This is a genomic window from Mycobacterium venezuelense (genome assembly GCF_054919535.1).
Genome location: NZ_JBONDW010000003.1, coordinates 381,884 through 400,925 on the forward strand (window position 1 = coordinate 381,884; position 19,042 = coordinate 400,925).

19 protein-coding genes are annotated in these 19,042 nt (G+C 65.7%); 8 read left to right on the forward strand and 11 right to left on the reverse strand.

The features are described 5' to 3' along the window. Window positions 1–3: 3 nt before the first annotated feature. Window positions 4–1,098 carry a cholesterol dehydrogenase/isomerase gene (locus ACRCUN_RS07085; RefSeq protein WP_462140917.1) on the reverse strand — a complete coding sequence of 365 codons (1,095 nt, stop codon included), beginning with the start codon at window positions 1,096–1,098 and terminating at the stop codon, window positions 4–6. A gap of 400 nt (window positions 1,099–1,498) precedes the next feature. Between ACRCUN_RS07085 and ACRCUN_RS07090 the strand changes: the two genes are divergently transcribed. Continuing rightward, entirely contained in the window at window positions 1,499–1,774 is a 276-nt protein-coding gene (locus ACRCUN_RS07090; RefSeq protein WP_462140918.1) for a hypothetical protein, read from the forward strand. A 2-nt stretch (window positions 1,775–1,776) separates the two neighbouring features. On the opposite strand, the gene ACRCUN_RS07095 is transcribed toward ACRCUN_RS07090, so the two are convergent. Next, window positions 1,777–2,985: a cytochrome P450 gene (locus ACRCUN_RS07095; RefSeq protein ID WP_462140919.1), complete on the reverse strand. Its 1,209-nt coding sequence runs from the start codon at window positions 2,983–2,985 to the stop codon at window positions 1,777–1,779. A gap of 165 nt (window positions 2,986–3,150) precedes the next feature. On the opposite strand from ACRCUN_RS07095, the gene ACRCUN_RS07100 reads away from it, so the two are divergent. Next, on the forward strand, window positions 3,151–3,702 hold the full coding sequence (locus tag ACRCUN_RS07100; protein WP_462140920.1) for a TetR/AcrR family transcriptional regulator: 552 nt from the start codon (window positions 3,151–3,153) through the stop codon (window positions 3,700–3,702). On the opposite strand, the gene ACRCUN_RS07105 is transcribed toward ACRCUN_RS07100, so the two are convergent. The 5 genes from ACRCUN_RS07105 to ACRCUN_RS07125 all read right to left on the reverse strand — a co-directional run bounded on the left by ACRCUN_RS07105 (window position 3,695) and on the right by ACRCUN_RS07125 (window position 9,481). After that, window positions 3,695–4,582, reverse strand: a complete 888-nt coding sequence (locus tag ACRCUN_RS07105; protein ID WP_462140921.1) for a formylglycine-generating enzyme family protein — start codon at window positions 4,580–4,582, stop codon at window positions 3,695–3,697. The genes ACRCUN_RS07100 and ACRCUN_RS07105 overlap by 8 nt on opposite strands. A gap of 22 nt (window positions 4,583–4,604) precedes the next feature. Then, window positions 4,605–5,510 carry an HAD family hydrolase gene (locus tag ACRCUN_RS07110; protein ID WP_462140922.1) on the reverse strand — a complete coding sequence of 302 codons (906 nt, stop codon included), beginning with the start codon at window positions 5,508–5,510 and terminating at the stop codon, window positions 4,605–4,607. After that, a complete protein-coding gene (locus ACRCUN_RS07115; protein ID WP_462140923.1) occupies window positions 5,511–7,052 on the reverse strand; it encodes an arylsulfatase in 1,542 nt (513 codons plus the stop codon). A gap of 126 nt (window positions 7,053–7,178) precedes the next feature. Beyond that, the gene (locus ACRCUN_RS07120) at window positions 7,179–8,720 is read right to left on the reverse strand and encodes an arylsulfatase (protein ID WP_462140924.1); all 1,542 of its coding nucleotides are present in this window, start codon (window positions 8,718–8,720) and stop codon (window positions 7,179–7,181) included. Between the two features lie 110 nt (window positions 8,721–8,830). Further along, on the reverse strand, window positions 8,831–9,481 hold the full coding sequence (locus tag ACRCUN_RS07125; RefSeq protein WP_462140925.1) for a GntR family transcriptional regulator: 651 nt from the start codon (window positions 9,479–9,481) through the stop codon (window positions 8,831–8,833). A 55-nt stretch (window positions 9,482–9,536) separates the two neighbouring features. Between ACRCUN_RS07125 and ACRCUN_RS07130 the strand changes: the two genes are divergently transcribed. The 5 genes from ACRCUN_RS07130 to ACRCUN_RS07150 are packed head-to-tail and all read left to right on the forward strand — an operon-like array spanning window position 9,537 to window position 14,805. Further along, window positions 9,537–10,922, forward strand: coding sequence for an FAD-dependent oxidoreductase (locus ACRCUN_RS07130; protein ID WP_462140926.1), 1,386 nt, complete (start codon window positions 9,537–9,539; stop codon window positions 10,920–10,922). Continuing rightward, window positions 10,919–12,613, forward strand: a complete 1,695-nt coding sequence (ilvD, locus tag ACRCUN_RS07135; protein WP_462140927.1) for a dihydroxy-acid dehydratase — start codon at window positions 10,919–10,921, stop codon at window positions 12,611–12,613. Before ACRCUN_RS07130 ends, ilvD begins: the two co-directional genes overlap by 4 nt. 23 nt (window positions 12,614–12,636) lie before the next feature. Further along, window positions 12,637–13,980 carry an MFS transporter gene (locus ACRCUN_RS07140; protein ID WP_462140928.1) on the forward strand — a complete coding sequence of 448 codons (1,344 nt, stop codon included), beginning with the start codon at window positions 12,637–12,639 and terminating at the stop codon, window positions 13,978–13,980. 18 nt (window positions 13,981–13,998) lie between these two features. Beyond that, window positions 13,999–14,277, forward strand: a complete 279-nt coding sequence (locus ACRCUN_RS07145) for a dsRBD fold-containing protein (RefSeq protein ID WP_462140929.1) — start codon at window positions 13,999–14,001, stop codon at window positions 14,275–14,277. A 3-nt stretch (window positions 14,278–14,280) separates the two neighbouring features. Continuing rightward, window positions 14,281–14,805 (forward strand): 2'-5' RNA ligase family protein, encoded by a 525-nt coding sequence (locus ACRCUN_RS07150; protein ID WP_462140930.1) that lies wholly within the window; start codon window positions 14,281–14,283, stop codon window positions 14,803–14,805. A 1-nt stretch (window position 14,806) separates the two neighbouring features. Here the strand turns inward: ACRCUN_RS07150 and ACRCUN_RS07155 are convergent, their stop codons facing one another. The 4 genes from ACRCUN_RS07155 to ACRCUN_RS07170 all read right to left on the reverse strand — a co-directional run bounded on the left by ACRCUN_RS07155 (window position 14,807) and on the right by ACRCUN_RS07170 (window position 17,972). Then, window positions 14,807–15,889 (reverse strand): 3-beta-hydroxysteroid dehydrogenase, encoded by a 1,083-nt coding sequence (locus ACRCUN_RS07155; RefSeq protein ID WP_462140931.1) that lies wholly within the window; start codon window positions 15,887–15,889, stop codon window positions 14,807–14,809. A 63-nt stretch (window positions 15,890–15,952) separates the two neighbouring features. Next, entirely contained in the window at window positions 15,953–16,165 is a 213-nt protein-coding gene (locus ACRCUN_RS07160) for an exodeoxyribonuclease VII small subunit (protein ID WP_462140932.1), read from the reverse strand. After that, window positions 16,162–17,415, reverse strand: coding sequence for an exodeoxyribonuclease VII large subunit (xseA, locus tag ACRCUN_RS07165; RefSeq protein ID WP_462140933.1), 1,254 nt, complete (start codon window positions 17,413–17,415; stop codon window positions 16,162–16,164). Before xseA ends, ACRCUN_RS07160 begins: the two co-directional genes overlap by 4 nt. Beyond that, entirely contained in the window at window positions 17,412–17,972 is a 561-nt protein-coding gene (locus ACRCUN_RS07170; RefSeq protein WP_462140934.1) for a lipid droplet-associated protein, read from the reverse strand. Before ACRCUN_RS07170 ends, xseA begins: the two co-directional genes overlap by 4 nt. Before the next feature lie 53 nt (window positions 17,973–18,025). On the opposite strand from ACRCUN_RS07170, the gene ACRCUN_RS07175 reads away from it, so the two are divergent. Next, window positions 18,026–19,039 (forward strand): 4-hydroxy-3-methylbut-2-enyl diphosphate reductase, encoded by a 1,014-nt coding sequence (locus ACRCUN_RS07175; protein ID WP_462140935.1) that lies wholly within the window; start codon window positions 18,026–18,028, stop codon window positions 19,037–19,039. The last annotated feature ends 3 nt before the right edge of the window (window positions 19,040–19,042 follow it).

The following is a 19,042-nucleotide window of genomic DNA, read 5'->3' on the forward strand; positions in this document are numbered from 1 at the left end:
CCGTCATTCCTGCTCCTCGCGCGAGCGCTCGTCGTCGCGGTGGTCGCCCCACTTCTTGTCGATGGCGTTCCACACGTCTGCGTAGTGCCCCGGGTAGTCCTTGTAGGCGGACTTGGACCGCAGGAATCCGCGGATCAGCGGTGCGGCCAGCCCGATCGGGTAGCGCTTCCAACCCGCGTTCGCCCTGGTGTCGGCAAGCAGTTGAGGCCAGGAGTGGTGCTGGAACCCGAGCACTTCCTGTGAGCGGGTGGTGTCCATCCAATCGGTGGCGAACCATGCGGCGTCGTCGTCCGGATTGCCGGGCCGGCCGATCGGCAGCCCGCCGCTGATCCCCATGGCGGCAGCCGCCTGCGACCCGACAACCGACTGAGTGTGGCGGTGCGTTGCGGCGTCACCGCCGATCAACAGCACCTCGCGGGTGGTTTCGACCGTGGTGGCCGCCATGAACGCCGCCGCGACGTCACGCACGTCGACCGTCTGCAGCCGTCCGTCGGCGGGCAGCACGCTTTCGAACGAGATGAGGTCGACATCCATGTCGACGCTGAACTGCGAGCTCATCACCCCGCCGAGCCGCAGGATCAGCCAGTCGAGCTCAGATGCCCGGACCAGCCCCTCGGCTTCGACCTTGTGTGCGCCGTAGATGTCCGACGGATTGACCGGGGTCTCGGGTGTGAGGACGTCGCTGATGCGATGCGGGTTGCGGGCGCCGTAGACCGCGACGCTGGAGGCCTGCACGAAGCGGGGCGGTTGCGGCTGGGCCTGCGCGGCGCGCAGCAGCGAGGCGGTCGCGTCGACGTTGACCTTGCGGGCCAGGCCGCGGCGCATGTAGCAGAACGGCGGGATGATCGCCGCGAGGTGAATGATCGCGGCGGGGGAGACCGCGGCGACCAACGCGTCGACCGCGGCGGCGTCGGTCAGGTCAGCCCACCGCACCTCGACACCGGCCGGCAGGTCGGCGGCAGCCTTGCGGTTGGCGGGCACGTCGAGGTCGGTCGCGACGACGCGCCGGCCGGCGGCTGCGAGCGTCTTGACGACCATCGAACCGACCAGCCCGAAAGCTCCAGTGACCAGTACGGCGTCCGGCTTCGGCTTACTCACTGCCCTCCTCGCTTAGAACGTGTTGCAACACTAGCCAACGACACTGTGGTGTGTGTCACCGTCCGGGCGGCCGATTTCTGTGCCGAATCGGCCAGCGGTTCGCTTCAGAGTTCTCAGCAATCAACCCGATTCGCTTGTACTGCTACAGCACGTAGTGGGCGAATCGTCTTGGCGTTGCCTCAAAAGCATTCGCCGATGGCGGAATGCATGAGGTGAGTGTGACTGGAATCTCACGCCCACGTTCGGTGTGACGACTTTGCCTGACGCACGTTCATATTCCGATTTGGAAATTTGCCTGACGCTTATGCATTGTGTGGCTGTTGGAATCAACGAAAACGAGCCGATTGCAGGCGCGTGTGGTGTACTCGGTTGCACGCGTCAGCAATTGGGGAGGTGCGAAATGTCAGAAGACGTAGCCGTGGGGGTTAACGGTGACGAGTCTGGTGAAGTTGCCGGTGACATAGCTGTGGATACTCGGGTGGTCGTCTACCCGGGCAGCGATGAGGAATTGCACGGCACTGTTGTCGAGGATTTTGCCGACCTCGCGGGGACCGCGGTCGAGATCGCCGGGGAACGCATCGTCGGACCGGCGCGACGGTGGGCCGTGAACCTCGACGACGGTGGCCTGGTATTCGTCGACGACGACAGCCTCGTCCTCGAGGCGCAGCCGGCCTGAGTTCACCGCACACTCAGCGGTAGCTGACGCAAACGCCGCACCAGCAGGCTGGGCAGCCATTCGGCGCGCCCGGCCGGTTGGATGTCGCTGCTGAGCGCCAGCAATTGTGAGATGACGACGCGGGCTTCGAGTCGGGCCAGTGCGGCGCCGACGCAGAAGTGCGCGCCTTTGCCAAATGCCAAGTGACTCTTGGCATTCACGCGGTCCAGCCGAAACTCGTGCGGATCGTCGAACGCGGCGGGGTCTCGATTGGCCGCACCCCACAGCAGCAGTAGATGTGAATCTGCCTGCAGTGCAACACCTCCCAGCTCGGTGTCGACCGAGACATGCCGATAGTGGCCGCGAAACGGCGACTCGAGCCGCAGCACCTCTTCCAGAAACGCCGGTATCAGCCCGGGCACGTCGCGCAGCCGTTGCGCCAGAGTGGGCCGGTGCGCGAGTTCGCGCGCAGCACTGCCGATCAGCGACGCGGTCGATTCCGCACCCGCACTCACCAGTTGGATCAGCATGAACAACGCCTTGTCGGCTGGGACCCTCTCCGCGGCGCAGTATGAGGCGAAGTCCCCGAGTAGGTTGTCGCACGGGTCTGTCTGAGCGCGGTCGAACTGCTCGACGAGGTACCCGCCGAGTTCGGTGGCGGCGACACCGGCCGCGGTGAGTTGGTCGGCGTCGACGAGTCCGTCGAGTAGCTGCGTTGCCCCATACGCCCAGCCCACCAAGCGGTCGACGTCAGCCGTCGGCAACCCCATCAAATGCGCGACCACGAGCATCGGCAGGCGGTCGGCCACCGTCGCCATCCAGTCAAGGTCACCGCTCGCTTCCGTCAGCAGGCTCTCGGTGGTCGCGGCGATGAACGGCTCCAGGGCGCGGATGCGCTTGGCCGCCAGGCGGGGCAACACGAGTTTGCGGTGCGCGGCATGTGCCGGATCGTCGGCGGTGGCCAGCACGTGGGTGGGGCCGCCCGGGCCGTCCATCGGGAACGTGGTCACAGCGCCGTCCGGGCTGTCGGGTTGATGCCACATCGTGGCGGTGAGATTGGACGAGAAATGCTGCACCCGCGCAGTCGCCTGGGTCACCGCGTCGAATGACGTCACCAGGTAGAACGGCGAAATGCCCACCTGCTGCACCGGCGCCTCGGCCCGCAGCCGGTCGTAGAGGGGGTAGGGGTCTTGGAGGCAGTTCGGGCTGAAGATGTCCTGCGCTAACAGCATCAGCCCAGGTTGACGGCCTGCACAGGGCAAGGTCAACGGGGTGCTGGCAAGTCGAGACGACCTGGTCGGCGCGGCCGCCGATGGTCGTCTCAGCCGGCGCTGTTGACCAGCGGAACTCGTGAGATTGGTGGCTGATCCGTCTCAATCCTGAGATAACGTGATGATATGTCTCCACAGCGGGAGGACTGGCTGATCGGTGATCGTCGTGCGCAGGCGGCCGAACGCATCTACTCCGCCGCGGCCGAGCTGGCGGCGCGAGAAGGTCTAGATGCCCTCGACATCGACGCCATCGCGGCGCGGGTGCACTGCTCGCGCGCGACGATCTACCGCCACGCCGGCGGCAAGGCACAGATCCGGGATGCCGTACTTTCCCGGCTGGCGGCACAGATTGTCGATGAGGTACGGCGCGGGGTCGACGGCCTGTCCGGGGCGCGACGTGTCGTCACAGCGGTCACCGTCGCGCTCCGCCGCATCCGCAGCGATCCGATGTTCGATCTGCTGCTCGGCTCACTGCGCAGTGGAGGTGGCATTGCCGGTCTCGGCCAGTCGCGGGTGCCCGCGGGATTCGCGACGGAGCTGACCGGGCTGGCCGAGGACGATCCGGTCGCCGCCGCATGGATCGTGCGACTGGTGCTGTCGTTACTGGTCTGGCCCGGCGCCGATGAGGCGACCGAGCAGGAGATGCTGCGGCGGTTCGTGGCCCCGGCGTTCAGCTAGGCCGCTTGACGCAGCGAAAACCGATGTGGCTCATGCCGGTATCGACCATCTGCGGTCGCCGGGCGGCTGGGCGGTAGCGCATGCAGTAGCTGTCGGCGCACAGGAAGGATCCACCCTTGATCACCCGGCGGGGTATCTTGAACTGCGGCTGGTTCGGATCGTAACTGTCTGCCGCGCAGCAGGATCCGGCGGAATGGTCTCCGGTGTAGAAGTCGGTGGTCCACTCCCACACGTTGCCTGCCATGTCGAACAGGCCATAGCCGTTGGCCTCAAAACTACCGACGGGCTTCGTTGTCCCGTAACCGGTTTCAGGCAGATACGGAAACTCGCCGTGCCAGTAGTTGGCCAACTGCTGCCCGGGTTGCTCGGGCTCGTCGCCCCACGTGTATGCCGCAGCGGATATCCCACCGCGGGCGGCGGTTTCCCACTCCGCCTCAGTCGGCAGGTCCAACCCCGCCCAGCGTGCGTAAGCCTCGGCGTCCTCGTAAGCGAGGTGCACCACCGGGTGATCGTCGCGGCCCTTCAGTGAGGACCGCGGCCCGCGCGGATGATTCCAGCACGCACCGGGCGTCCAGGCCCACCACAGGTTGATATGGCGCAGATCTACCGGGCCCGCCGTGCGCCGGAACACCATGGAGCCCGGCACCAGATTTTCCGGGGGGGCACCGGGGAAATCAGCGGGGTCCACGGGACGCTCGGCGACCGTGACATAGCCCGTCGCCGCAACGAACTCGGCATAGTCGGCGTTGGTCACCTGATGACGCTGGATCCAGAAGCCGTCTGTGACGACCTCACGGGCCGGTGCCTCTTCGGGGTAGTGCCCGTCGGATCCCAATATCGCGGCCTGCGGTGGGATCCAGACCAAATCGTCAGCCGTCATGCGCTGAGTCGGTGCGAAAAGCTCAGGCAAAGACCGTCGTCCAATCGTCTCGGATACTGGCCACCGTCCATCCGCTGGCTTTCGCCACCTCCAGCGACTTCTCCGCCCCTGCGACGTAATCGAATTCGCGTTCGGCGTCGTCGTGCAGCACCAGCATGCCAAGCGCGGGGCCGCCGCCCGATGTGGCGTACTGCAGCATCTCGATGTCTCCGTTGGAATTGCCCGCCGCGAAGATCGGGCGACGCCCTGTCCGTCCCCAGATGCGCACGGGTTTGACCGGCCCGTCATCGAGGAATTCCGGCTTGTTGGTCGTCAGGAGATGTCCGTCGACGAAATCCAGCCCCACCGAGGTGCCGATGACGCGCTCGGGTGGGATGCCGTACATCTGTGTGGTCACCGGGCGCATGAAATCTCGGCCACCGCCCGAGGCGATGTAGTTGGTGAACCCGTTGGCCTCGAAGTAGCGGAGCAATTCGACCATTGGCGCGTAACCGCATTCGGTGTACGGGCGACCCAGCGTCGGGTGCTGTGCGTCGGCGAAGAACGCCCGCACCCGCTCGGCGTGCTCTTCGACAGGTAGGCCGGCGTAGGCCGAAAGGATGCCGCCGGCAAGGACTTTCAGTCCGGAATCGTCGCCGTTGTAGTGCTTGGTGACAGCATCGCCGAACCACGCGAGATCTCCGGCGGCAGCGGCTTGATACGGCTGCCGGGCTGCGAGTTCCGGATCGCCCGCGGCCTGCTCGGCGAGCCGGCGCACCAGGAAGTCGAGCTGGATGTATGCCGGTTTCTCGACCCACAGTGTGCCGTCGTTGTCGAACACCGCGACCCGGCCTTCCGGCGCGACATAATCGGGACCTTCGGTGGTGACGCGCCGCACGAAGTCGGTGATCGCCGACTTCGCGGGCCCGTCATTCCATGACTGCAGCATCTAGTCGGCCGCCAGAAACGCATGCAGCTTTTCGACCGCGTGGTTGATCGTGAACGATGCCGCGGTCTGGCGCGGCGGGAACTCCTTGAACGTCTCCAGGAACTGCGTCACGATAGCGCTGCCGTAGAACGCGATGTAGTCGTGATCGAGCCACCAGTCGAAGTAGGTGTTCGACGTGATGTCGGCCTGCTCGAACGGGTCGGTGCGCAGGTTGAAGATCTTGGGTGCGCGCAGGGGTGTGAACGGTTCCATCCAGATCTGCAACCGGCCCTCGCAGCGCTGCTCCTGAAACACCACTTTCCAGTTGTGGAACCGGAATCCGAGGACGTCACAATCATCGGAGAAGTAGATGAAGCCTCTCCGTGGGCTCTCGTCGACCTCGCCGGTGAGATAGGGGAGCAGGTTGAACGCGTCCAGGTGGACCTTGTATGTCTTGTCGCCCACCGTGTGACCTGCCTTGAGCTTTTCGACGATGTCCGGTTCACCTGCGGCGGCTAGGAAGGTCGGGAACCAGTCATGATGCTGGATGATGTCGTTGGAAATGGTGCCCGGCTTGATCTTTCCGGGCCAGCGGATCAGTTCCGGGATCCGGAAGGCACCCTCCCAGTTGGTGTTCTTCTCACTGCGGAACGGTGTCGTCGCACCGTCGGGCCAGGTGTTGGCGTGCGGGCCGTTGTCGGTCGAGTAGATGACGATGGTGTCCTCGGCGATGCCCAACTCGTCGACCAAGTCCAGCAACTTACCGACATGACGGTCGTGGTCGATCATCGTGTCGTGGTATGGAGATTGCCAAACACCTGCCTGGCCAACCGATTCGGGTTTCGTATGGGTCCGCAGATGCATGTGCGTGGTGTTCATCCACACGAAGAACGGCGTGTCCGCATCCACCTGGCGCCTGATGAAATCGACGCAGGCGTCGGTGGTCTCATCGTCGATAGTCTCCATGCGCTTCTTGGTCAGCGGACCCGTGTCCTCGATCCGTTGCTTGCCGACCGGCCCGTACTTTGGGTCATCCGGTTCGGTGGACACCTCGTCGGTGGCCCAGGACCGGATCACGCCTCGCGGGCGTTGCATTTCCGCCAGCACCGGGAACTGTTCTTTCGTCGGATAGTCTGGGAGCTCCGGCTCCTCTTCCACGTTGAGGTGGTAGAGATTGCCGAAGAACTCGTCGAAGCCATGCACAGTGGGCAGGTACTTGTTGAGGTCGCCGAGGTGGTTCTTGCCGAATTGGCCGGTCGCGTAACCGAGGGGTTTGAGGCACTCGGCGATCGTCGGATCCTCTGCTTGCAGACCGACATCGGCGCCGGGAAACCCGACTTTGCTCAAGCCGGTGCGATAGACGCTTTGCCCGGTGATGAACGATGCGCGTCCGGCGGTGCAGCTCTGTTCACCGTAGGCATCGGTGAACAGCATGCCTTCTTTGGCGAGCCGGTCGATGTTTGGCGTCTGATAACCCATCAGTCCCATGCTGTAGCAGCTGAGGTTGCTGATCCCGATGTCGTCACCCCAGATGACCAGGATGTTGGGCTTTCCGTTCGGCATGTGCTCGCGGCCTCGCTTTCATGTTCAACAAACAGGTCCAGTGCGAACGCTATGCGCTCGCACTGGACCGGTGCCGGATAAAACAGGTTTCTCAGGAGATATTCACGGTATGGCCAAACACCTGGCTCAGTCCTTGGCCAGGAACTCGTGCAGTTTCTCGACCGCGTGGTCGATGCTGAAGCTCGCCGGAGCGTGCCGCGGCTTGAACTCTTCGAACGTTTCGAGGAACTTCGTCGCCATCGCGGTGGCGTAGAAGACGAAATAGTCGTGCCGCAACAACCACTCGTAGTACGTGTTGGACGTGATGTCGGCGTACTCGAATGGGTCGGTGCGCAGGTTGAACAGCTTCGGAACTCGCAACGGCGTGAACGGTTCGGCCCAGATCCGCAGCGTCCCTTGGCAACGCTGTTCGGCGAAGACGATTTTCCAGTTCTCGAACCGCATGGCGACGAGATCCCCGTCATCGGAGAAATAGAAGAAGCCGCGGCGCGGGCTCTCGTCGACCTCGCCGGTCAAGTAGGGCAGCAGGTTGTAGCCGTCGATGTGCACCTTGTATTCGGTGTCGCCTATCTTGTGCCCCTTCTTCAGCTTCTCGCTGATATCGGGGTCGCCCGCGGCGGCCAACAGCGTCGGCAACCAGTCGTGGTGCTGAATGATTTCGTTCGAAACCGCGCCGGCCGGGATCTTCCCGGGCCAGCGGATCAACTCGGGCACGCGGAAGGCGCCTTCCCAGTTGGTGTCTTTCTCGCTGCGGAAGGGCGTCGTACCGGCATCGGGCCAGGTGTTGCGGTGCGGGCCGTTGTCGGTCGAGTAGACGACGATCGTGTCCTCGGCGATGCCGAGTTCGTCGAGCACGTTGAGCACGGTGCCCACGTTGCGGTCGTGGTCGATCATCGTGTCGTGGTACGGCGACTGCCACAACCCCGCTTGGCCGCGGCTCTCCGGTTTGGTGTGGGTGTAGAGGTGCATGTGGGTGAAGTTGCACCACACGAAGAACGGATTGCCTTCGGCGTGCTGACGTTTGATGTAGTCGACCGTGGCGTCGGCGATGTCGTCGTCGATGGTCTCCATACGCTTCGCGGTCAGCGGCCCGGTGTCCTCGATGGTCTGTTTGCCGACCGGACCGTATCTCGGGTCGTCGGGTTCGGTTGACACCTCATCGGTGGCCTTGCATTTGAGCACGCCACGGGGTTTGGCCAGCTTGTAGAGTCGCGGATAGCGATCTTCGTGCGGGTAGTCGTAACTTTCCGGCTCCTCTTCCGCGTTGAGGTGGTAGAGGTTGCCGAAGAACTCGTCGAAGCCATGGACGGTCGGCAGGTACTTGTTGAGATCGCCGAAGTGATTCTTGCCGAACTGGCCCGTCGCATAGCCCAGTGGTTTGAGAAGCTCGGCGATCGTGGGATCCTCGGCGGCCCAACCGATATCGGCACCTGGTATCCCGACTTTGCTCATGCCGGTGCGGTACACGCTTTGTCCACTGATGAATGCGGCGCGCCCCGCGGTGCAGCTTTGCTCACCGTAGGAATCGGTGAACCGCATGCCCTCGTCGGCGATGCGGTCGATGTTCGGAGTGCGATAGCCCATGAGGCCGTCGCTGTAGCAACTGAGATTGCTGATCCCGATGTCGTCGCCCCAGATCACCAGGATGTTGGGTTTGCCGTTCGGCATATCGAAGCCCCTCGCTCGATCGGAAAAACCTGTGCCCCTACGACCCTATGCCGGTTCGGAATGGGCGCGCGGAGGTTCGACAGCGCGCCGCGCGATAGTTACGCCGGAGTTCAGCCGCGGCCCGGCAGTGTTGCGTAGGCGAACTCGAACAGGTAGTCGCTCAACGCCATCGACGCGGCGTGAGCCGTGTCGGCATCGCCGTCGGCGATCGCGGCGAGGATGTCGTGGTGTAACTGTGCGGCCCGGCCGAGGTCGTCGGCCGGGTTGCCGAGATGACCGAACCAGAACCGTCGCGATAGCCCCTGTAGGGGAGCCATCGCCGCGTCGATGAACTCGTTGTGCGTCGCAGCCACGACGAGCGCGTGCGCGCTTCGCAGGAAGATCGAGAAGTCGCCGACGGATTTACTGCCGCTGATGACGTCATCGGCGAGTTCGCGGGCCGTGCGGCGTTGGTCATCGGTCGCGCGCGACGCGGCCAGGCGGACGGCGAACGGCTCGAGGATGCGCCGCAGCTCGAGCAGTTTCAGTTGTGCTTCGATTGAGGTCGCGGGAACAAGCACGCCGCGATTGGGGTGGATCTCGACGAGGCGTTCGCGCGACAGTCGCTGCAGTGCCTCTCGCACGGGTGTCCGGCCGAGCCCGGTGAGCTCCATCAGCTGTTTCTCCGAGACCAGGCTGCCCGGCGCGATGTCGCCGAGCACGATCATCCGCTCGATGGCGACGAACGCCTGATCGCTCTTGTTCTGCGGTTCCCCGCTCATGTCCCCCCTTTCAGTGGGCTAGACAGTATCGCGATGGTGGATGTACGGTCCACATATGACCAATATATCGGTTGCATGGCGGTTGGCGACGGGGATCGACGAGCATCGGCTTCCGGTCGTGGCCGATGTGGACATCGCGGTCGTCGGCGCGGGTGCGGCCGGCGTCGCCGCGGCAACGGTCGCCGCGGAGGCGGGCGCATCGGTCGTCGTCGTGGAGAAGTACGGGTTCGCCGGAGGCGCCGCCGTCGCCGGTATGTCGGGCACCATCTGCGGCATGTATCTGGCCGCGGATGACAATGCGCGGCCTGAGCAGATAGTTCACGGTTTCACCGAGCGATTCGCCGGCGAGTTGAGTGTGCGCGGCGGCCTCACCGCGCCGCAGCCCTACGGCAAGACGTTCACCGCCGCCCACGATCCGCTGGTTTGGTGCGAGGTTGCCGACGACCTGCTCACCGCCGCACGCGTCCGGATTCTGTTCCACACCTATGTCATCGACGTGCTGACCGAGGGGGAGACGTACCGGGGACTGGTCGTCGCGTCCAACGCCGGGGTCGGGTTGATCCGCGCGGCGCGCGTGATCGACGCCTCCGGTGACGGTGCCGTCGTGGCGCGCGGCGGGGGCGCATACCGGTTCGGCGCCGACGGACGTATCCAGAACCCGACGATGTTCTTCCGGCTCGGCAATGTCGACTGCGCGGCTTTCCGGGCGGCGTGGGGTCCCAACACCATTTCGCCGCAATGGGTTTCCGACGCCATCGCCCGTGCCCGGGAAACCGGTATGGACTTGCCGCGCAACAAGATCTGGATCTTCGACACCACCCGGCCCAGCGAGCTTCTGGTGAACGCGACGCGGCTCACCGCGCCGGACGGCCGCATGCTCAACGTGATCGACCCGGAGGATTTCACGATCGCCGAGATCGGGGGACGCAGCCAGGTCCGCGAGTATGCCCGGTTCCTCGCTGAGACGGTGCCCGGCTGCGCGCAGGCCTTCGTCGTCGACACCGGTGTGGAAGCCGGCATCCGCCAGACGCGCACAATCGATGGGATCGACACACTGAGCGACGACGACGTGGTCAACGGCGTCAAACGCAACGACAGCATCTGCCGGTCGCCATGGCCCATCGAGCTGCATGACGGTGAAAAGCCCAAGCTGCACTGGCTTCTCGACGACTACTACGACGTTCCGTACGGCACGCTGGTGCCCGAGCGTGGTGAGAACATCATCGTCGCGGGTCGCTGCCTGAGCGCCGAGCACCAGGCGTTGGCGTCCGCGCGCGTGACCGCCCAGTGCTTCGAGTACGGCCACGCCGCCGCGGTGGCCAGTTTGTTGTCACTCGACCGCGGTACGGCCTACCGCGACCTTGCACCCCGCGACATTCAAGCCCGGATGATCGCCAACGGCAGCGCTCTGCATACCCCCGAAAGGCAGGAAGCCCAGTGACCGACAACTTCGAACGCGCCTCGGCGCCAGGAGTATTGCGCAGCAACTTCACGCCGGGCAGCACGCGCTGGGCCGTGCGGCGCGCGCAGTGGAGTGCCATGGGCATCGACTGGCCGGATCAGCAGAAGCCCAAGATCGCAATCGTCAACACGTCGTCGAAGCTGTCGGTGTGCTTCGCTCATCTCGACGATGTCGCCGTGCGGGTGGCAGACGCGGTGCGGGCGGCCGGCGGGTTGCCCTTCGAGATACGCACCACGGCGCCAAGCGATTTCGTGACGAGCGCCGGACGCAAGGCGCGCTACCTGATGCCAACGCGCGACCTGATCGTCAACGACGTGGAGGCCGCCGTCGAAGGTGCGGTGCTCGACGGCATCGTGTTCCTGTCCTCATGCGACAAGACCACCCCCGCGCACCTCATGGCCGCGGCGCGCCTCGACCTGCCCGCCATCGTCGTGATCGGTGGGTACCAGCGCGGCGGCACCTGGAGCGGCTGTTCGGTCGACATCGACACGGTCTACGAATCCGTCGGCGCACTTGCCGCGGGCACCATGACCGTTGACGAACTCGGCGACCTCGCCGACAGTGCGATCCAAGGACCGGGCGTGTGCGCCGGTCTTGCCACCGCCAACACCATGCACTGCCTGGCCGAGGCGCTCGGCATGACGGTGGCGGGTTCGGCCCCCGTACGGGCCAACTCGGAGCGGATGTTGGCGAACGCGACGGCGGCCGGCCACCGCATCGTGCGCATGGTCGAACAGAATCTGACTGCGCGGCAGGTCATCACGGCGAAGTCGGTCGAGAATGCGATCGAGGTGGCGCTCGCGCTCGGCGGGTCGGTCAACTGCATCCGCCACCTGGCCGCGATCTGCGCCGAGGCCGATCTCGACCTCGACGTCGTCGGGCTCTTCGAAAAGCACGGTGGCGATGCCGTGCAACTCGCCGCGATCCGGCCCAACGGTAGCCACCAGGTCTGGGACCTCGACGGGATCGGCGGCATCCAGACCGTCATGCGCACGTTGCTGCCCCGGCTGCACGGCGACGCGCTCACGGTCGACGGCAGCACCGTCGCGCAGCGGGCCGAACGCGCACGCCAGGCCGACGGCGAAGTGCTGCGCACGCTGGACAACCCCGTCAACGACGAGCCCGGCCTGATCATCCTGCGCGGATCCCTCGCCCCGGACGGGTCGATCGTCAAGGTGGCCGGTGTCGGTAAGGCCACCCGGCGCCAATTCTCGGGTCCGGCAAAGGTTTTCGTCGGCGAGGACGACGCGATCGCGGCACTGGGCGACGGCCGTATCGAGAAGGGTGACGTCATTGTCCTGCGCGGGATGGGCCCGCGGGGCGGACCGGGCACGGTGTTCGCGGCGAGCTTCGTCGCCGCGCTGAACGGGGCAGGCCTCGGCGGTCACGTAGCCGTGGTCACCGACGGTGAACTCTCGGGGCTCAACCACGGCCTGGTGGTCGGTCAGGTCATGCCCGAGGCCGCCGACGGCGGACCGCTGGCCGGACTCGAAGACGGCGACACCGTCGCGATCGACCTGGACAGCCGCCGCATCGACAGCAGCCCGGTGCGCATCGGTGAACCGGTGCGCGCAGCAGGCGAATACCCAGAACGCGGCTGGCTCGGCCAATACGCCGCGCTCGTCGGCCCGGTCCAATGCGGTGCGGTACTGCGCCGCCCGATCAACTGAATTCCCCGGCGAAGGAGCCACCCATGACCCAAGCCCCCAACCAGGCGCGCAAGGCCGGTATCGCCGCGCTCGTCGGAACCACGCTCGAGTGGTACGACTTCCTCATCTACGGCACGGCTGCGGCGCTCGTGCTCAACTCGCAGTTCTTTCCTAACGTCAATCCGACAGTCGGCACGCTGGCCGCGTTCGCGTCCTACGCCGTCGGATTCCTCGCCCGCCCGCTCGGCGGCATCGTCCTGGGCAACATGGGAGACCGGGTGGGGCGCAAGCGAATGCTGGTCTTCACCATCGTGCTGATGGGCGTGGCGACCACGCTGATCGGGGTGCTGCCGAACTACGACACGATCGGTGTGCTCGCCCCCATACTGCTGATCGTGCTGAGGTTGCTGCAGGGCTTCGGTGCGGGCGGCGAGTACGCGGGAGCTGTCGTGTTGTCGGTCGAACACGGCGACCAGCAGCGCCGGGGCATGGCCGGAGCCTGGGCGCCAACGGGTTTCGCGATCGCCACGCTGCTGTCCACCGGGGTGTTCCAACTCGCGACGCTGCTTCCGGAAGGGGCATTCCACAGTTGGGGCTGGCGCGTACCGTTCCTGCTCGGCGCCGTTCTGCTGGTGGTCGGCTACTTCATCCGCCGCAACATCGACGAGACCCAGGCGTACGAGAACGCAGTGCGGGCCGAAGCCCGCGGCGCGGCCGAGGAGACGAAGATCCCGGTGCTGGAAGCCATTCGGCGCAATCCGCGCAACTTCCTGGTGGTGGTCGGCTCCCGGTTGGCCGAGAACGGCTTCGCCTATCTGTTCCCGGTGTTCGCGGTCGGCTTCGCGGTCAACACCCTCGGCGTGCCGAGCAGCACGACGCTGCTGGCAGTGGTGATCGCGTCGGCTGTGCAGATCTGTGCCATCCCGGTGTGGGCACACGTCAGCGATCGGATCGGCCGCAGGCCGGTCTACGCGGCGGGTGCCCTGGCATCCGTGCTCTGGCTGGTGCCGTTCTTCCTGATGCTCGAAACCCTCAGCCCGGCGCTGCTGATCCTCGGCTTCGTCGTCGGCCTCGGCATCCTCTACCCGGCAATGCTGGCGCCCCAGGCCGCGTACTACGCCGAACTGTTCGACACCCGCACGCGGCTGTCGGGATTCGCATTCGCCCGCGAGATCGGTTCTGTCCTCGCCGGCGGATTCCTGCCGCTCATCGCGACGGCGCTGATCGCCGCGTTCGGGCACTGGTGGGTCATCATCGTCTATCTCGGGGTGCTGACGGCCATCACGCTGGTGGCCCTGGCCTACGGCCCCGAGACCAATCGCAAGGACATCGAGGAAGTTGGCCCGCCCGCGGAGGTTGTCTCCGACGAGCCTGCGGTGCACCCTTGAAGATGGAGGGTGATCGGCATGTATGACAAAGATCTATCCAACAAGTGGCACGTCGAAATCGAGTTCTCCGAGGACGACATCCACACCCACGCATCGGCCCGCGCTCACATGAGCGGCGACGAATCCTTCGCCACGACAGGGGATGCCTACCGCAACCCGAGAGACCCGAGCCTGCCGATGATCGGTGAGGAGATCGCCGCGGCGCGTGCGCTCATCGCACTCGGCACCGAACTGCTCCACGCCGCCTCGGCGCGCATCGAGCAGGGTACGCACCACCCGGTGCACCTGTACCGCTGACACGTGGCGCTGGCGGTCTGTCTGCTGTTCGACCGGCGCTCGGAGCGCGCGATCCGTGCGCTCTGGGGCCGAGTCGAGCAGCAGGGTGTGGGAAGCCTGTGCTCGCACACCCACGGCAGGCACGTGCCGCATGTCTCATACGCGGTGCTGCGCCGCTGGGATCAGACCGCGGTGGCGGACGCGCTCGCGGCGATCGACGGCGGCGTGCCGGTGCGGTTGAGCTTCGACGGCGTCGGTTTGTTCCGTCGCGGTCGGGTCTGGCTGGTGGCCGGCGTCAGCGCGGATTTCGTTGCGCGACAGGAACGAGTGGTCGACGCGGTCACGGCAACCGGCGCCGAACTGCACAAGCATTACCGGCCCGGAGTGTGGCTGCCCCATTGTTCGCTCGCGCCGCGGGCCACCTTGGCTCAGGTGCCCCAGGTGGTGGCGACGGTGATGGACGTGCTGCCGCTGCGCGTGACGCTCGACCATGCCGCCCTGATCAACAGTGCGACAGGCGAACTCAGTCCGTTGCCGGCGCTGCCGTGAACTAGGCGGGCACCGGCTGGTTCTGGGACTGCATCTTGTCGAACAACTCGATGTAGTACGGCAGGCAGTGGTCGATCGCCTGCTGCGTGGTGTAGAGCGGGCGGTATCCGAGGTCGCGCTTGGCCTTCGCGATCGAGAAATAGTTGTTGAGGTAAAGCCGTTCCACCGCAAGGGGTTCCAGCAGTGGCTCAGGGATTCCGAAGCGGAAGTGCAGCCGCTGCCACCCGGTCATGGCCGCATGGACGAGCCGCCCCGGCACCCGAACGCGGGGCAGTTTGTGGCCGCATGCCTCGATGACCGGACGGGCGAACTCGAACATGTTCACCGGTTCGCCGTCGTTGATGAAGTACGCCTGGCCCGGTGCGGTGCCACCCGGCACCAGATGTTGTGCGGCCAGGATGAAACCGTGAATCAGGTTGTGTACGTATGAGTTGTCCAGCAGTGTGCTCTTGCGGCCGACGAGGACCTTGACGTGCCCGGCGAGCACACTCTCGAACACCTTGCGGAACATCGTCTGGTCGCCGCGGCCCCAGATGCCGCTCGGCCGGATCGAGCACGTGAGCATGTCGCTCACGCCGTTCTGGCCCAGCACGAACTTCTCGGCCACCACCTTGGTTTCGGTGTAGAGATCGTTGAACCGGTCGGTGTAGGGCAGGGTTTCGTCACCGCCGACGATGTGTTGACCGCCCATCACGACGCTGTTGGACGCGGTGTAGACGAACCGCTTGACTCCGGCCTTCTGTGCGGCGTGCACGAGGTTCTCGGTGCCGCCGACGTTGACCGCGAAGCTGCGCTGCCGGTACTCGTCGGTGACCGATGCGCCGCCCATGAGATCGATGATCGCCGCGGTGTGGAACACGGTGTCGATTCCCTCGACCGCGGCGGCGACCGTCTCCGGATCGCAGATGTCGCCCGTGATGACCTCGAGGCCGGCGTGGTCGGGCAGGGGTGAGGGTGCCCTGTCGAACGAGCGCACCGCATGGCCGCGATCCAGCAGTTCGGTCACCAGGTTGGCGCCGACGAAGCCGGAACCGCCCGTGACCAGCACCCGGCCCAGCTCAGTGGTCAACGATGAGTCACCCATGCCGGGCAGCTTAACTGAAACACGTTCCAGTTTCGACCGCCGATACCGGTTGGTGCGGTCGGATCAGTCGTCTTCCGACTCTCTGGCGGCCAGTGCCTGCTCCACCCGCTCGCGGGCTCCGGCTAAATGCTCTTCGCAACGTTTAGCCAGTTCTTCGCCTCTTTCCCACAACTTCAGCGAAGAATCCAGATCGAGCCCGCCCTGCTCCAGTTGCTGCACGACGGCAATCAGTTCGTCGCGGGCATCTTCATAGCCCAATTCACTAATAGGCTTCATGCTGAACTCCCTGGGGTGCTTTCCTCTTGGCCTTCGCTGACCGCCGTGACCACACCGTCCGACACCCGAACCCGCAATCGCGTGCCGCTCGGCGCGTCCGTCACCGAACGCAGCACGGTCGGGGCGCCGTCCTGGGGCAGCGACTGCACCACCGCGTAGCCGCGAGCAAGCGTCGCCGCCGGGCCGAGTGTGGTCAGCCGTGCCGACAGGTGGCCGATGGTCTCGCGCTCGGCATTGATCAACCGGGTGATGTCGCGCTGCGCGGTGGCGCGGGCGCGATGGATCTCGTCGCTGCGCGCGGTCAGCGTGGCCAGCGGCTGGGCCAGCACGGGGCGGCTGCGCAACTGATCGAGGTGATGCTGCTCGCGATGCACCCAGTTGCGCAGGGCCCGGGCGCTGCGCCGGTGCAGATCGGCGATCAGCGCCTGCTCGGCTGCCGCATCGGGAACGATGCGTTTGGCGGCGTCGGTCGGTGTCGCCGCCCGCAGGTCGGCGACCAGATCGCACACCGGGTTGTCGGGTTCGTGGCCGATCGCGCTGACCACCGGCGTGCGGCAGGCGGATATGGCTCGGCACAGCGTCTCATCGGAGAACGGCAGCAGGTCTTCGACACTGCCGCCACCACGGGCGATGACGATGACGTCGACGTCGGGATCAGAGTCCAGGACCGCCAACGCCTCAACGAGCTGCGGGACCGCATTGGGTCCCTGCACGACCGTGTTGCGGATCGCGAACCGCACGGCGGGCCAGCGGGTCGCCGCAACCGTCGTCACGTCGCGTTCGGCGGCCGAGGCCCGGCCGGTGATCAGCCCGATGGTCCTGGGAAGGAACGGGATCGGGCGTTTGAGTCGCTGGTCGAACAACCCTTCGGCGTCGAGCAGCCGGCGCAGCCGGTCTATACGGGCGAGCAGCTCTCCGATACCGACCGCGCGAATCTCGTTGACCCGCAACGAGAATGTGCCACGGCCGGTGTAGAACATCGGCTTGCCGCAGATGATCACCTGGGTGCCCTCGGTCAGCTTTACCGGGGCGTTGCGTACCAGATCGCGCGGGCACGTCAAGGTCAGCGACATGTCGGCGGCCGGATCCCGCAAAACCATGAACACGGTTTTGGACTCCGGGCGGATTTTCAGTTCGGTCAGCTGACCTTCGACCCAGACCACGCCGAGCCGGTCGATCCATTTGGCGACGCGCGTCGCGACGGCCCGGACCGGCCAGGGATTCTCCGGCGACTGACCCGGCTCGGTCACTTCGCGGTCGCGCGCGTGATCCTGTTGGCGAGCAACGTCACGAACGGGGCGCGAGCCCGGCCGGCTTCCTCGAATGCCAGCAGTGCCTCAAGGTCGGCGACGCGCAGGGAGCTCAGCCTGGCCCGGAGCTGCGCCAGCGTGAGCGACTCGTATCCGAGCTCGTCGACGATCGCCGGTGCCTCGCCCGGTTCCGTCGCGGTCTTCGGCTCAGTGTCGGCGGATTCGGGTTCCCCCGAGCTGTACAACGCGAACCGGCCCTCGGTGCGTCGCTCGCCGTCCGGCCCGTCGCCAGGCGTGGACTCGTCGTCCTCGATGTCCTCGTCGAACGTCGCCCACGCCGCCTGCTCGTCTTTGGGCGGAAACAGCTGCTCCAGGGTCTCGTCGCCCTTGATCACCAACTCGGCGAGGTTCTGCTGAACATGCATCACGATGTTGGCCGCCTGGCTGGCCACGGTCATCGGGTAGGTCAGGATGGTTTGGGGCAACTTGCGAGTTTCCTCCAAGGCGGTCACCGCTGCACCCACGAGCAGCCGGACCCCATACGGTGCAGTTCCCATGGCCAACAGACTACGGCTGGCTGCATTGCACCGTGGCCCCGTACCCTGGTGACATGCCGTCGACGATCAACATGGGTATTCCGGGTGCCGCCAGCTCGGTTGTGTCCGGCGGCCGGTCGGAAACCGTGGGCAAGCGCGTCCTGCTCGCCGAGCCGCGCGGATACTGCGCCGGCGTCGACCGTGCGGTTGAGACAGTGGAGCGAGCGCTGGAAAAGCACGGCGCACCCGTTTACGTCCGGCACGAAATCGTGCACAACCGCCACGTCGTGGAAACCCTCGCCAAGGCGGGCGCGATCTTCGTCGACGAGACCGACGAGGTGCCCGTGGGCGCGATCGTGGTGTTCTCGGCACACGGTGTGGCGCCGACGGTGCACCAGACGGCCGCCGAGCGTGACCTCAAAGTCATCGACGCGACATGCCCGCTCGTGACCAAGGTGCACAACGAGGCCAAGCGGTTCGCGCGTGACGACTACGACATCCTGTTGATCGGCCACGAGGGGCACGAGGAAGTCGTCGGCACGGCAGGCGAGGCGCCTGACCACGTCCAGCTCGTCGACGGTCCCGATGCGGTCGACCAGGTGCGGATCCGCGACGAGAACAAGGTGATCTGGCTGTCCCAGACCACGCTGAGCGTCGACGAGACGATGGAGACCGTCCGGCGTCTACGGGAGAAGTTCCCGACGCTGCAGGACCCGCCGAGCGACGACATCTGCTACGCGACCCAGAACCGTCAGGTGGCCGTCAAGGCCATGGCGCCCGAGTGCGAGCTCGTCATCGTCGTGGGTTCACGCAACTCGTCGAACTCGGTGCGGCTTGTCGAGGTGGCGCTGAACGCCGGTTCGGATGCCGCCTATCTGGTGGACTACGCCGAGGACATCGACCCGGCTTGGCTCGACGGCGTCACGACCATCGGCGTCACCTCCGGTGCCTCGGTGCCCGAGATCCTGGTCCGCGGTGTACTGGAGCGGTTGGCCGACTACGGCTACGACACCGTGCAGCCCGTGACCACTGCCAACGAGACGCTGGTGTTCGCGCTGCCGCGCGAGATCCGGCCGCCGCGCTCCTGACGC